Annotated in this window: 16 protein-coding genes and 1 pseudogene; 8 read left to right on the forward strand and 9 right to left on the reverse strand. The window is 42.8% G+C overall.

The genetic code is table 11. From position 1 onward, the window contains the following. Positions 1 to 86 precede the first annotated feature (86 nt). The 5 genes from K5Q92_RS06715 to K5Q92_RS06735 form a co-directional block, all read right to left on the reverse strand. Positions 87 to 530: an ATP-binding protein gene (locus K5Q92_RS06715; protein ID WP_220768254.1), complete on the reverse strand. Its 444-nt coding sequence runs from the start codon at positions 528 to 530 to the stop codon at positions 87 to 89. 11 nt (positions 531 to 541) lie between these two features. After that, on the reverse strand, positions 542 to 1735 hold the full coding sequence (locus tag K5Q92_RS06720; protein WP_220768255.1) for a sugar phosphate nucleotidyltransferase: 1194 nt from the start codon (positions 1733 to 1735) through the stop codon (positions 542 to 544). 12 nt (positions 1736 to 1747) lie between these two features. Then, a complete protein-coding gene (locus K5Q92_RS06725; protein WP_220768256.1) occupies positions 1748 to 2080 on the reverse strand; it encodes an STAS domain-containing protein in 333 nt (110 codons plus the stop codon). 13 nt (positions 2081 to 2093) lie between these two features. Beyond that, positions 2094 to 3296, reverse strand: coding sequence for a PP2C family protein-serine/threonine phosphatase (locus K5Q92_RS06730; RefSeq protein WP_220768257.1), 1203 nt, complete (start codon positions 3294 to 3296; stop codon positions 2094 to 2096). A 210-nt stretch (positions 3297 to 3506) separates the two neighbouring features. After that, complete coding sequence (locus K5Q92_RS06735) at positions 3507 to 3902, reverse strand: nitrous oxide-stimulated promoter family protein (protein ID WP_220768258.1); 396 nt, start codon at positions 3900 to 3902, stop codon at positions 3507 to 3509. A gap of 402 nt (positions 3903 to 4304) precedes the next feature. On the opposite strand from K5Q92_RS06735, the gene K5Q92_RS06740 reads away from it, so the two are divergent. The 7 genes from K5Q92_RS06740 (at position 4305) to K5Q92_RS06770 (ending at position 9786) form a co-directional block, all read left to right on the forward strand. Then, positions 4305 to 5141 (forward strand): hypothetical protein, encoded by an 837-nt coding sequence (locus K5Q92_RS06740; protein ID WP_220768259.1) that lies wholly within the window; start codon positions 4305 to 4307, stop codon positions 5139 to 5141. A 118-nt stretch (positions 5142 to 5259) separates the two neighbouring features. Beyond that, positions 5260 to 5550, forward strand: a complete 291-nt coding sequence (locus K5Q92_RS06745; protein WP_220768260.1) for a hypothetical protein — start codon at positions 5260 to 5262, stop codon at positions 5548 to 5550. Between the two features lies 1 nt (position 5551). Further along, complete coding sequence (locus K5Q92_RS06750; RefSeq protein WP_259649515.1) at positions 5552 to 7003, forward strand: YdiU family protein; 1452 nt, start codon at positions 5552 to 5554, stop codon at positions 7001 to 7003. 49 nt (positions 7004 to 7052) lie between these two features. Next, positions 7053 to 7358, forward strand: coding sequence for a DUF3630 family protein (locus tag K5Q92_RS06755; RefSeq protein WP_220768262.1), 306 nt, complete (start codon positions 7053 to 7055; stop codon positions 7356 to 7358). A 70-nt stretch (positions 7359 to 7428) separates the two neighbouring features. Then, positions 7429 to 8457 (forward strand): serine/threonine protein kinase, encoded by a 1029-nt coding sequence (locus K5Q92_RS06760; protein ID WP_220768263.1) that lies wholly within the window; start codon positions 7429 to 7431, stop codon positions 8455 to 8457. A 125-nt stretch (positions 8458 to 8582) separates the two neighbouring features. Beyond that, on the forward strand, positions 8583 to 9194 hold the full coding sequence (locus K5Q92_RS06765) for a thiol:disulfide interchange protein DsbA/DsbL (protein ID WP_220768264.1): 612 nt from the start codon (positions 8583 to 8585) through the stop codon (positions 9192 to 9194). Between the two features lie 379 nt (positions 9195 to 9573). After that, a complete protein-coding gene (locus tag K5Q92_RS06770; RefSeq protein WP_220768265.1) occupies positions 9574 to 9786 on the forward strand; it encodes a DUF1107 domain-containing protein in 213 nt (70 codons plus the stop codon). 14 nt (positions 9787 to 9800) lie between these two features. On the opposite strand, the gene zapB is transcribed toward K5Q92_RS06770, so the two are convergent. The 3 genes from zapB to K5Q92_RS06785 all read right to left on the reverse strand — a co-directional run bounded on the left by zapB (position 9801) and on the right by K5Q92_RS06785 (position 12216). Beyond that, a complete protein-coding gene (gene zapB / locus K5Q92_RS06775; protein ID WP_202723258.1) occupies positions 9801 to 10004 on the reverse strand; it encodes a cell division protein ZapB in 204 nt (67 codons plus the stop codon). 393 nt (positions 10005 to 10397) lie between these two features. Continuing rightward, positions 10398 to 11756 carry a hypothetical protein gene (locus tag K5Q92_RS06780; protein ID WP_220768266.1) on the reverse strand — a complete coding sequence of 453 codons (1359 nt, stop codon included), beginning with the start codon at positions 11754 to 11756 and terminating at the stop codon, positions 10398 to 10400. A gap of 1 nt (position 11757) precedes the next feature. Then, positions 11758 to 12216, reverse strand: coding sequence for an SET domain-containing protein-lysine N-methyltransferase (locus K5Q92_RS06785; RefSeq protein WP_220768267.1), 459 nt, complete (start codon positions 12214 to 12216; stop codon positions 11758 to 11760). A gap of 206 nt (positions 12217 to 12422) precedes the next feature. Between K5Q92_RS06785 and K5Q92_RS06790 the strand changes: the two are divergent. Next, positions 12423 to 12659 (forward strand): annotated as a pseudogene (locus K5Q92_RS06790) (Na+/H+ antiporter NhaC family protein); the annotation flags it as partial. A 79-nt stretch (positions 12660 to 12738) separates the two neighbouring features. Here the strand turns inward: K5Q92_RS06790 and K5Q92_RS06795 are convergent. Continuing rightward, the gene (locus K5Q92_RS06795) at positions 12739 to 13359 is read right to left on the reverse strand and encodes an outer membrane beta-barrel protein (RefSeq protein WP_220768269.1); all 621 of its coding nucleotides are present in this window, start codon (positions 13357 to 13359) and stop codon (positions 12739 to 12741) included. Positions 13360 to 13534: the final 175 nt, after the last annotated feature.

Genomic DNA, 13534 nt, shown 5'->3' on the forward strand with positions numbered 1-13534 from the left:
CTCCTTTGATTATTAATGTAGCCATTTAAATGATCACTCGTTTGCTGCCTAAGGTGTCTTTTTATGTTTGTGGAGCAAGTGTCACTTTAACTTGTTTGTCGCTGCAGTTTGAAGGTGTTTCGATTCTCGTTTGAGTTGTACTCTATCTTGTCAGAAAGTTGCTGGATGATTTTTAGTCCTCTGCGGCTTTGTAACCAAGTACTGGGCTCGGTCGCCAATGGCTCAATAAAGTCCATCTTAGGGAGATCTTTAAGGATATTGGTCGGCATCGAATCGCCGTAGTCAGAGACCTCGATAATTAGTTCTTTTGTATCATTTAAATAAGAGGTGATCTCAAACTTGGCACCTTCAAGGTTTGAGTAGGCATGCTCAAAGACGTTGTTGACTATTTCGACTAGGCATAGCTCCATCTGTCCGATAACCGTGACATCTAAGCCAAGCGACTGCCAAAAAGGAAGAATATCGGAGGCCACTGCGCGAGGAGCCTCCAAACAGCTAGAGTATTGTTTATGAAACTTCCCTGTATTCACGTCATTTTCCCCTATTTGGCTTGCTCTAATGGTGGCAGGGTATCACGGTGGATAGGAGGCGATTTGTAGAGCTTATCTATACAGGCAATGCCGCTTAGGGGACGTGAAACGTTACGGTTTTTTAGAATATGCACGTACTGGCAGTCGGTTAAAAGCTGGGTATAGCCATCGTGCCCCAATAAATAATCTCCAAACATGGTTTTATTAACTATGTATGCGTCGTCAGCGAGGTGAATATAGTCACAAATAAGGGTATTACTCACTACGCTTTTGGCTTCGATCTTACAATTAGCGCCGATAACTGCGGGGCCTATGAGTGTTGCGCCATCTTGAACTTCACTGCCACTGCTGATGATTACCGGAGGGGTAATTTTACATTTAGAGGTGTCGACACGTGTATTGATACCTACCCATATTCCTGGGGAGACTTGGGTACCTGGGATGGGGTAACCTTTGACCTTACCGTTAATGATATCGCTGGTAACCTCCCATACATCTTTTACTTTGCCAACATCTAACCATTGGAAGTCCATATTTATGGCATAGAAGTCGGCTTGGCGCTCGACAAGCAGAGGAAAGAGATCGCTACCAATATCGAACTCTATCTCTTTAGGGATGAAGTCAAAAATTGCAGGCTCAAATATATAGATGCCAGTATTAATTTTGTTGGAGAGGGCTTCGGATTCTGTGGGTTTTTCTTGAAAGCTAGTGACCTGATCGTATTTGTCGGTGACCACGACACCATACTTGCTCACTTCGGAACTTTCGACTTCTTTGGTGATGATGGTTGCGATCCCGCCATGCTGCTTGTGATGCTCAACGGCTTCTTTAAGATCTAGGTCTATCCAAGCATCTCCACATACTACAACGAAGGTTTCATCGAAGAAGCCTGAAAAGTCCTGTATTTTTCTCATGCCGCCTGCACTGCCTAGTGCTTGGCTAACATATTCGCCATCGACCTCTTTTGCTTCATAGGAGTATGATAGTTGCACGTTGAAGTGGTGCCCATCACCAAAGTAATTTTCAATTATCTCCGCCAAGTGACTGGTATTAACCACAATTTTGTCGATGCCATGTTTAGCAAACAGCTGGATCATCGACTCCATCACGGGTTTGCCTAGGATCGGTACCATAGGTTTTGGTATTGCATAGGAGATTGGTTTAATGCGTGTGCCTTTCCCTGCGGCAAGTATCATTCCTTTCATCACACAGTCCTTTTAAGTGGTGGGAGCTAGAGCATCTTCTATTGTTGGATGACTTAATATCAGCTTATCTATTCGAGTCAGTTTGAGTAGGTCTAAGATGGGCTTTTGTGGATTAACGATACTAATCTTGGTGTTGCGTAGCATCTTATAGGCGCCCATCACGGCTCCTAGTCCACTGCTATCCATAAAGCGAACATCACCGAGATCCAGAACCAAATGTTCGCGGATATTACCTTGTATTTTTTCGAGTTCTTCGCGAAAAGAGGGCGCTAGCTTAGCGTCAAACCTCGCCTCTCTAACTTGGATCACCGTGTATTGGCCTTTCTCTATAATATCGAATTGCATGCTATTTCCTCAGTTAAGTTCCATTCCATTCAAATACTAATAAGCTGATGTCATCGTTGAATTGTGTCGTGCCAGACCAACTTTTGAGTACTTCTACAATGGTGTCGGTTTGTTTGACGACTGGTTGTTCGGCTAACTCCTGAACTAGCTGTTTTAAACCTTGCTCTGAATATTGCTGGCTGTCGCTAGATTCGGCTTCAGTGATGCCGTCAGAGTAGAGGTATATGCGGTCGCCACTATTGAGTTGTACTTGCTCGGTTTGGTAATCGGCGAAATCGAACATGCCAGCCACAAAGCTTTCTTGTTGAATGAAGTGACATTGTCGTTGCTGTTTTTGTAGCCAGATCATAGGCGGGTGACCCGCGAAGGCATAGTTTAATAGCCCGCTTTTAGTATTAAGCACCGCATAAACCATAGTGAAATAGAGGTTATTATTACCTTGGTTGATATAACTTCGGTTGAGCCTAGCTAATACCTCACTGGGATCCCTGAGGCTATAAAAAGGATCCGTTTCTTTTCTACGCTTTACGTTGGAGTTGCTGGTGGAGTTAGAGCTGATACTTTGTTGGATAGCGAAAGACATTAATGCCGATGTAACACCGTGCCCTGACACATCAAACAGATAGATGGCGATATGATCTTCATCTAGCTGCATGCAACCTAGCATATCGCCCCCTATCTGGGTGCTAGGAATATGGGTGTAATGCAGCTCAACGCCTTGGAAAGAAGTTTGGCTAGGGAGCATACGGCGAATTAATAAGTTGGCGGACTCAAGATCTTCTCGAATGGTGGCATAGGCTCGGTCGAGTTCAATATTTTTGGTTATAAGCTGGTTGTGGAGTTCTAGATTTCGAATGCCCGCCTTAAGGCGAGCATCGAGTTCGTTAATATTGGTATCTTTGGCGACAAAGTCATCGGCTCCGGCATTAATTCCTTCGACAATAGACTCTTTGTCATCACGGCCAGAGAGTAAAACGAAGAAGATGTAGCGGCCATATTCGGGAGATTTTAATCGATAACAAAGTTCGATGCCGTTTAAGCCAGGCATCATCCAATCACTGAGGACTAGCTGGATAGAGGGGTGCTTATCGAGTTGAGCAAGAGCATCGATACCATTAGAGGCACTAATGACTCGGTAGCCCCGTGAAGAAAGCATTTTAGTCATCAGCAACTGCATGACCTTATTGTCTTCAACGAGTAGGATTTCTTTGCTCAAATTTTCAGCCTCCATGCTGCATCTGTTACTGAGCGAAATTAGACGTTCAGCTTTGAATAAGTCCTTTTACTTTTCAAAAGTCTAGTAGTGAATTTCAAATACACAAGGAAGTGATAGGTATGGAGTTTAAATAATGTGATTTATAGGGAGTGGATTTTAGTGGGGGGAGCGATCTCGTCCAAGAGCAGATTTGAGCTTGGACGAGGCATGTTAGTCCTGCTTAGAAATTTTTATACGCTGATGGCGATTGGAGTTCGCCTCGGGTGGCTTACCTGGCGCGGGATTACGCTCGGAGAGTAGATGACGAACGGCCATTATAGGATGAGGCAGTAGCATTCTTGGGCCAGCGTAAATCATGATTTCACGCGCCTTGGCTTTCATATGCGGCTTATAACAATGTACAGGGCATTTATTGCAGGTCGGTTTTTCCTGACCGTAGGGGCATCTGTCTAAGCGTGTGTGAGCGTATTCGATAAAGTCTTTACACTCTTCACAAGGATGAGAGTCAGACTCTGCATGGTGAGCTTTACAGTAGATCTTCACCATAGCGGAAATTGTCTTAAACTCTCTGAGAAGTTTGCCACTGAGTAGTTGTTCAAATGCCATGATATACCTTAGTAACCTACTGGGGTATTTCCATAATAAGTGGGTTATCTTTTCGTGACAAAATATAAGGGTGAAAGTTTGAAGATGTGCACAAAATAGTGCTTATTGACTCAGGCTATCTAAATTGTCACGAATATATCTTCAAATTTTCATTTTGCAGGTGATTAGCATACCCTAACTGAGTTTTTCTGTTCCAGAGCCATTAAAAGCTTAATCGCATAGTCTATTTATGCTTTGTAACACTCAAAAAAACGAATAATTTTGATACCCGATTAAAAAAGAGATATAAATACTTGATTTTAAGAGAGAGAATGCATTACTAATAATGTTTAATTTTTACTCATTCGTGTCGCTATATAAGCGTATGACGGATGTGTTCGTGGCCAACCTATGGTGGAAACAATGAAAGAAATAGCCATTATACTGCTGATTGTAATAGGTGTTTATCTCTATAGACGCACTCAAAAAGCGGCACAAGCAGAGAAAGAGCAAGCAGCTAAGCAGTCAGAAGAGGCACAAGATGTGCCTGAGACGCAGATCAAAGATATCACCCCTGAAGCAACCGAGGAGGTCTCTACCCCTACGGTCGATGGTGTGAGTTTTGAGCCTAAGGTTGACCAAGAAAAAGCAGTTGCTGAAGTTGTTGCGAAGCCAGAGCCAGAGCCAGAGCCAGAGCCAGAGCCAGAGCCAGAGCCAGAGCCAGAAGTGAAACCTGAGGCTGCTGCTAAAGACGAGCCAGTTGTAGAGCCTCAGTCCGTAGAAGAGCCTAAGCCAGAAGTTCAGCCAGAACCAGAGGCCGAACCTGAGCCTAAGCAAGAAGTTAAGGCTGAAGCTGTCGATCTATCATGGGCCAGCCCTAAGCTCGCTAAAGCCGTTAACGAACTTGAGCAAGCCGGTGATGCTCCTACGCAACACCTAGCGATCTCAGCTGCAATTGCCGAATGCTATAAGCAGCGTAAGCAAACTGAATATGTGCAATATGGTGCAACGCTTTCTCAAAGCTACTTAGAGGTGTTTGCGGCCTATGTTAAGGGTCTTAAGGCCGAAAACCCAGACGCCGAAGTGAAGGGAACCGCAATGATGCACCTGTCGACCCTACTTAATGATAATGGTGAGTTCGACGGCGCTATATCAATTTGTAAGACTGCTATTGAGTATGGTCTGACCGATGGCACAGTGACAGGCTTTGAAGGGCGAATTACCCGTATCGACAAAGCGAAGGCAAAAGCCAATAAATAGCGTAACAGTTAAAGGCAATCGATCACTAAGCTGTGTAGAATAAGTATAGTGGTTACCGAAGAGGCGAAACCCAGAGTTGAATTTTGGGCTTCGCCTTTTTATTTATAGGAAGTGTTATATGAGTTTTCGTTCGTTATGTTTGATCGGGGCGGCATCAATCGGCTTGGTAGCTTGTACTCAATCTCCCGAGTGGACGCTATTGTATTATCCCGATAGCCAAACTCAGCCAAGTGTTGAGCAGTCAGCCAGCTTTATTAGCGGCTACTATGCAACGATTGAGCAGTGTCACTCAAAAGGACTAGGGCTTATCCGTCTAGGTGGCGATGTCGGTGGTCACTATGTCTGTGGTTATCAGTGTGAGGCCGATGGTCGGTCACTCAGCTGCCAAAATGTCATCTCCTCAAAATAGCATGCGATTTAAACAAGACTTCTTCGAGCAGTTGGTTGGCTATTATTCCCAGGTGTTCCCTGTTGGTATTAGTAATCCACATTGGCTCGCCTGGAGTGACGATGCGGCAGGATTAGTCGGTTTGACCCAACCTACAGATGAGTTGCTACTGGGGTTGTCGGGTAACGCTAAGATTGATGGCGCAAGCTATTATGCTCAGGTTTACAGTGGCCATCAGTTTGGTGGTTATTCACCACAACTTGGCGATGGTCGCTCAATCATTCTAGGTGAGGCGCTAGGGCCACAAGGTGCTTGGGATGTCGCATTAAAAGGAGCTGGCCCTACGCCATATTCACGCCATGGTGATGGCCGTGCTGTGATGCGTTCCGCCGTGCGTGAGTTTCTAATTTCTGAAGCCCTGCATCATCTGCATATTCCTACCACTCGGGCATTAGCGGTTATCGGTTCAGATCTTCCTGTATGGCGTGAGACTCAAGAGACGGCAGCAATTACAGTTCGACTCGCTAAGAGCCATATTCGTTTTGGTCATTTTGAGTTCTTTTGTCATAGCGAGCGTGGGGCGCCTGAAAAGCTTAAGCAACTACTGGATTTCACCCTGACTCAGCATTACCCAGACTTAAGTTGTGATGTGGCGGGTTATAAAGCATGGTTTGCGCGAGTGGTGGCCGATACGGCTAAAATGATTGCTCACTGGCAAGCGATAGGCTTTGCCCATGGAGTGATGAATACCGATAATATGTCGATTCTCGGTGATACCTTTGATTTCGGTCCATTCGCCTTTTTAGATACCTTTAAAGAAGACTTCATCTGTAACCATTCCGATCCTGAAGGGCGCTATGCTTTCGGACAACAGCCAGGTATTGCTTTGTGGAATTTACAACGGCTGGCGCAGGCGTTATCGCCCATCATTGCGTCCGACGATTTGATTGAGGCGTTAAATCAGTATCAAGTGGAGTTGGTTAAACAATATCTAGTGCTGATGCGCGCTAAGTTAGGCTTAATGGCTTGTGAAGCAGGAGGCGAACAGGATGATCATGACTTGGCGCTCATTGGCGGCTTTACTAGTTTGATGGAGCGCAATCAGTTAGACCATACCAATACTTGGCGCAGATTCGGCCAGTTAGATCCTAACTCAAGCCACAGTGTTTTACGGGATGACTTTGTCGATCGTAGTGCTTTTGATACTTGGTATCAGCTTTATCAAGTTAGACTTGGAAATGTTAAGGACGTCGAGCAATGGCAAGTGGCGCGTAATCGAGTCAACCCGAAATATATTTTGCGTAATTATTTAGCCCAAGAGGCGATAATTGGCGTAGAGGAAGGCAACTTAGCACCATTGCAGCAACTACAGCGAGTACTACAAAAACCTTTCGATGAGCAACCTGACTTTGACGATTTGGCCAAGCGTCCACCGGATTGGGGACAAGGTTTAATCATGTCTTGTAGTAGCTAACTGGCAGATTAGTGTTTGTCGATAGCAAAAGAATAATAAGAGTAAAAGAATGCAATTAACTTCGATAAAATTAAACCGAGAAACCTTAAGCTTAGCGGTACAGGCTGATATCGATTTTGAGCAGTTTCAATTGTTTGCCGAGCCCTTTGCCAAAGCGCTTGATTGTCGTGTAGTAGAGAAGCAATGGGGGGCTGATCGCCACCAGTGGTTACTGGAGTTCGAAGGTACTCACCTACAACTTCACTATGAATTTTATGGCGATATCTGTTGGTTATCCACCGACAGAGAAGATGAATATGACGTCCTAGTCTATCTTGCTGAATTAATGAAGCCTTACCTAAATAGCATTAGGTAAGCATTAGTCTATTTTACTATTTGAACGTTAAACAGCCTAGCTGTAGACCTTCACCATTGAGCACAACTAAATGAATATCGATCCACCTAAAGCGACAGTGGAACAAGACACAAGCTCGGCTTTTCACTATCAGGCCTTAACCCCAGATCTGATTTTAACTGCCATTGAAACGTTAGGGATCTATCCTGAAACGGGCTTGTTAGCACTTAATAGCTATGAGAACCGTGTTTATCAGTTCCGCTGCGATCGGGGCCAACGTTATGTGGTGAAGTTTTATCGTCCAGAGCGCTGGACTGATGCACAAATTCAAGAGGAACATGACTTTTCTGCAGCCCTTGCGGAGCAAGAGGTGCCTATTGCCACACCTGTGATTATCGACGGCAAGTCGTTACATGAATACCAAGGCTTTAGGTTTGCCCTGTTTCCTTCCATAGGCGGGCGTGCTTTTGAAGTGGATAATCTTGACCAGCTGGAGCAGGTCGGACGTTTTATCGGCCGCATCCACCAGTATTCGCAGCAGGCAGATTTTCAGTATCGCGATGTGATGTCGCCTAAATTGCTGGGTGAGGAATCATTAAGCTGGCTTAAATCCTCTGGGCACATTCCTGCAAGTCTGGAGCTACCTTATTTTACCGTGGTAGAGCAGATCTTAGACAAAGCATCGGCATTGTGGCTACCTGAAAGCTACCGCTCTATCAGGCTCCACGGCGACTTGCATCCAAGTAATATTCTGTGGACTCCGGATGGTCCAGGTTTTGTCGATCTTGATGACGCCAAAATGGGACCCGCAGTACAAGATATCTGGATGATGCTAGCAGGAGACAGGACGCAGCAGTTGCTGCAATTAGAAGTCTTGCTTGAAGGCTACGAGGAGTTCTGTGAGTTCGACAGTCGAGAGCTAAAGCTGATTGAACCACTTAGGGCGATGCGTATGCTGCATTACAACGCTTGGCTCAGCCGCCGTTGGGGGGATCCGGCATTCCCAATGAACTTCCCTTGGTTTGCTGAGGACAAGTATTGGGAGCAGCAGATTTTAGCCTTTAAAGAGCAACTGGCAGCACTGGATGAAGCGCCGTTGAGTCTAATTCCTCAGTATTAATGCTGTTGAAGACACTTATTTTGTAACAGAAAAATGAACTTTTGCGCTTGAGCTAGACTCGAAAGCACATTATGTTATGTCCAAATTATTAGCGTGATGCACGATTCGCATCGAGGGGAAGTTAAATGAAAAAAGCTCTATTAGTTGCATTTGCACTATTGATGGCGCCTATGGCTGCAATGGCAGCTCAATATGAAGAAGGCGTACATTACACGGTTATTAATGAAGGTCCAGGTACTGCAAAGCCAGAGATTGCCGAGTTCTTCTCTTTCTACTGTCCACATTGTTATACCTTTGCTAAAGAGCAAGTACCAAAGATCAAGGCAACGCTTCCTGACGGAGTGACATTCAAGCAAAACCACGTTGAATTTATCGGCCGTGAAATGGGCGTAGAGATGTCTCGTGCATTTGCTATCGCACACCAACTAAAGATTGAAGAGAAGATGGAGCACGCTCTGTTCTCAGCTATCCAAGATAAGAAGCAGCGTTTCACTAATCTTGACGATATCAAGGCGCTTTTCGTTGTTAATGGTGTCGACCCTAAGGCATTCGATGCTGCAGCTAAGTCATTCATGGTTAACGCGCAGATGGCTAAGATGAAGCGTGATACCGAAAATGCCAAGATTGCAGGCGTACCAGCTTTGGTGGTTAACGGTAAATACCGTGTTGAGACAGGTGCAATCAAGTCTTACCAAGAGCTATTGGATATCGCCTATTACCTAGCAACGCAAAAATAAGTTGCAGCGACAGCTAGAAAGGAGCCAATAGGCTCCTTTTTTTGTACAAGGAAGTACTTATCCCTGAACGCAGGGACTACGTAGGAAGGGGTTGTGTCTGGAACACTTATGCAGATTGCCATGGATGGCAATAAATCTGCTTTGTGTCCGGCATCTTGTCATAGAGAACTATGCGTTACTTTCTGGAAAGTTCAGGTTTAGAAATAAATAGGGATTGTCCATTTGGGTTATGCATTTGATTGCCATAGAGATTCTTCTTTTATGTGAAATTTGATTAAAATTTTTACATTTATTTGCTAAAAAAAATGCAACTCTAGTGGTACAAAACATGTCCAACAAAAATAAATAACAACAAGCGAAGCCGCTATCGGGAGGTCTTATGAGAGTTTTTCCTGTCTATGCACCCAAACTGATTGTTAAACACGCGCGTATTTTTTTGTCTGGGGTGATCTGGGTTAAAGATCTAGGTCGACTAGAGTTTGATAAGGGGAGGTTTTTACTGCCAAGAAAAAGCCTGCCTAAAGTTAAGCAGGCTATTTTAGAGCTCAATGAGTTAATTGAGTCTCAGGGTAACGAGATGCAAACTGCATAGCGTTTGATAATTTATTAGTTTACTTCTTCGTTGAGTAGACCAACTAGACCAGTCACTTTCTCATTCCAAGAGTTAAGTTCCTGCTGTAGCTGTTGGTTCTGCTCAGACAGACTGCTGCTAGTCTGCTTCTCTTCCTCAAGCTCCATTTTTAGTAGCTCGATAGTTTCCAGCGCGGCTTGGATTTTTGTTTCCAATTTCGATAATAGTTCTAGGCTCATGGCGAGTCCCTTTGATAGCGAGATGATAGCTCCGATTCTAGCAGCGACGCGGCATTGGTGAATAGTTAATTATGCTAAATGAAGAAAAAATCTATATAAAATAGCCAAAAATGTGCTTTTTTTGTGCGCGTTATCGTGTTGTGGAGGCTGGGTTACCTCTATCGCCATATATGTTGGAATTTTAGTGAAAGATACTCTCCTTTTGCCTCATGAAACAGATTGTTATAAAGGGGATAATGATGACGTAGAGAGACTTGATTGCTCTTTTCGGCTTTGAGTTTCACTATGTTCGTTATGTCATTATAGGAAGAGTGAAATAATCGACTGCTATTAGATAACAGTCGAGATATGATTATAGTATTTGTGAGTGTATTCTAGATGACTATTTTTTATCTAGGAACGATGCTTAAAATGTGTATATACCATTGTCACAATTAACCCCACCAATAGAATAATTGGAAACCAAGTATTAACACCTAGAATTACTTCCTCTTGAGAGTTTTCGTGCATGCCTGTAGTGTAGATGAAATGCTGCACTTTAGATAATGACAAGTAGTCACTCCAAATACTGACAAGCCCCATTAATTGTATGCAGGAAATTAAGAATAAAATTTTATTCTGTTTAGCATTGGAGTGTTCCATTTTTCGTTGGTAGGAGCGTTCTAGATATTCTTTAAACGAGGTTACATAAGACTGAGCGTTATCTAATGAACTGCAGATATTCCATTTACTTTCCATTGGAACATATACCTCATCATTGTCAGATTCGAACTGTGATTTCATATCTTGGTTATGGATCCGTAATAGCTCAAATTTATTTATGTACTCATCAATAATAATGCGGTTTTTATTGATATTTTTACTGAGATTATTGATGAGAATACGACGATTAAGTTCATCCATTAGATCGATAAAGTAAGCGACAGAAAACCACATATATTGGATGTGGTATTGAATGGGAAAAAATCGATGATAGTAGCTGGTATCTAGAGATATTATCGAGTGGAAACGACTAAAAAAGTGATAACTGACCTTATCATTCTCTAGGAGGTTTGTTAGATTGTAAGATAGACGTTCAGCTTGAGCATTGCAGTTTAAAATTGCTTTCTTTAAAGCTTCATTCTTCGCATCCGCTTCGTAGAAAAACGTGATATTGCCTGTATTATTCAAGACTTCTACTTTGTGGTTTTGTTTACTGTCTACGAGCTTTAGACATTCAATGGCTTTGGATTTAGCTTGTTCTATTACATTGCTACCCCATGAGCTGATTTCGCTTTCATCGTTCTCTTTTACCATTAAACTTCTAATGGTATTATAAAAGTTATCCCTATCATTATCTCTTTCATCTGTTTTTAAAAGTTTTAATAAAAGCTCTTCTTGGAACTCGAATGTAAGTTCAAGGACTAACATAAAACTATAAAGCCTATAATCGAATATAAGATCAAACTTACTTAAATTTGTTTGGAGGTTTTCTGCAATATTATGTTCAGAATTAACCCAAAACTGCTTGTTATTAAGATCTTGCTCAAGCTGACAGTTTTTTATATTCGTCATTTTTGATGACAATATTGATTTAAAGCTTTTGTTTCTGAGATGAGTTTTTTTAAAAGTGTCAATCCAATTAATGCTAGGTAGAACATTCATACCAGCGTTAAAGAACTTTTTTATATTTTTATTATTGACTAAGACAGAATCAAAACTGTTTACATCCAGTTGTAAAGGCTGGACACACATAACCGATAATTTAATCATTTTATAGGAAATCCTTTTCAGGGTTACTAACATAGCTCTCTGGGAGGGATTCTTTGCGATAATCAATAGTAAGTTCGTCATCAACCCTGATATCTCTGAGTGCGATAAGGCGCAATGGGTCGTAGTGAAGAGCTATGTTTGGAGTTCGGCTATGATTTATATAACTGTATTTAGTCCTTAATGGTCTAACGAGTAGCTCATTTTTACCGAGATAGTTGCACTCCATAAAAAAGTAGTTTTTGTAATTTGGAATTTTGGGAGCAAGTTTGCTTTCTAGCTCGTTGTATTTATCAACCGTAAGAATTTGACCATCTAAAACGCACAATAGGCTTCCGCATTCGATGTTGTGAGCGTGACAAAAGAGACCAAATCCATGCAGTTCGCTATGTCGAATATCGGTGTTTTCAATGTTATCAAGAACGACTGTCCTAACAAAATCTATGTCTTTTGTTACATCCATGATCACTCCTTTAAGTTACACTTCCTATTTTTTGATAGTAACAACTTGTGATTTAACTCCATATAAAAGAACCATACTACATGACTTTTGATCTTTGCAATCTACTGATGTTTAAAAAGAACATCTTGGCTGGGAATAAATTGTATACGTTTTTTAACAGGAGGAGGTTCGCGATTATGAGCCTGCTGTAGTTGAAGCTCTAGTCTCACTTTTTGTTGCAAACATTGAGTGCAGCTATAGTAGACTCCGTATTTGGCGATCATTGCTCACCCATATCCGACACCAGCGTGATCAGCGCCTTTAGCTCTAGCTTCGCCCCCCATGCTCACGTTATCACCCAGTTGCCCTTTGTTATTATTGCCGCCTTGAGATCACTCATCGGTTTCCAGCTGATTAACTTAGGTGTCGCCACACTCTTGGCATGGTTAGTGGTTATTGCTTAAGAGACAGATACAATAAAGCCGCCAACTCTGTGAGTTGGCGGCTTTATTGTTTTAACCGTTTCTCTTAAAAGCGATTCGCTTAGAAGCGGTAGTCAACAGATAGGTAAAGCTGCTGGCTGTCATTCAGTGACGCGCTCTCAGTGCCTGCAATTGCGCCGCTGTATGGCGTTGGCGTTGGGCCACTTACATCGTAATCTTGCTTAAGGTAGCGGTAACCGATTTCGGTGCTCACCTTGTCGTTAATCTTATACATTAGACCCGTTTGACCACCCCAGACGAAGCGGTTTTTTGAGTCTAGTGTACTGGCTTCTGGACTGATGTGGTTCATACCCGCAGTCGCACCAATAAACCAGTTAAGTTTGTTGCTGTCGCCTAGACCCACTAGGTAGTCATAAGACATTAAGAAGCTTTGCTGACGGCTAAAGTCATCTGAGTTGTAAGAGTACGTACCGTAAACACGGTTAGCATCATTTAGATAAACACCGGCTCTGACTTCATAGATAACGTTATTTTCGGTCTCTTTTAGATGCTGAGTCTGAGAGCCGCCCTCAATTGGGTTTTGTAGTTCAGGCTCGTAAGAACCTTTATAAGTGTTTTGCTGTGCGCCAACACCGCCACCAATGAACCAGTCTGCAGCCATAGTTGGTGCCGAGATTGCCGTTGCCATTACAGATGCTAAGATAAGTGATTTAGTTTTCATGCTGTGCTCCCACACTAGTAAAATTGTTTAGGTCTTGCGTTTCGTTGGAGACATCATAGGGGGAACTAGCTGAATAATAACTGAATGATATTAACGATCGCTGATGTTGAGTATTTTGCTATATAGATACTAAGCACTATTTGCTAAGCTGTTGAAAGTTATTGATTAAATGATT

Source organism: Shewanella sp. MBTL60-007, from assembly GCF_019654915.1.
Classification (GTDB): domain Bacteria; phylum Pseudomonadota; class Gammaproteobacteria; order Enterobacterales; family Shewanellaceae; genus Shewanella.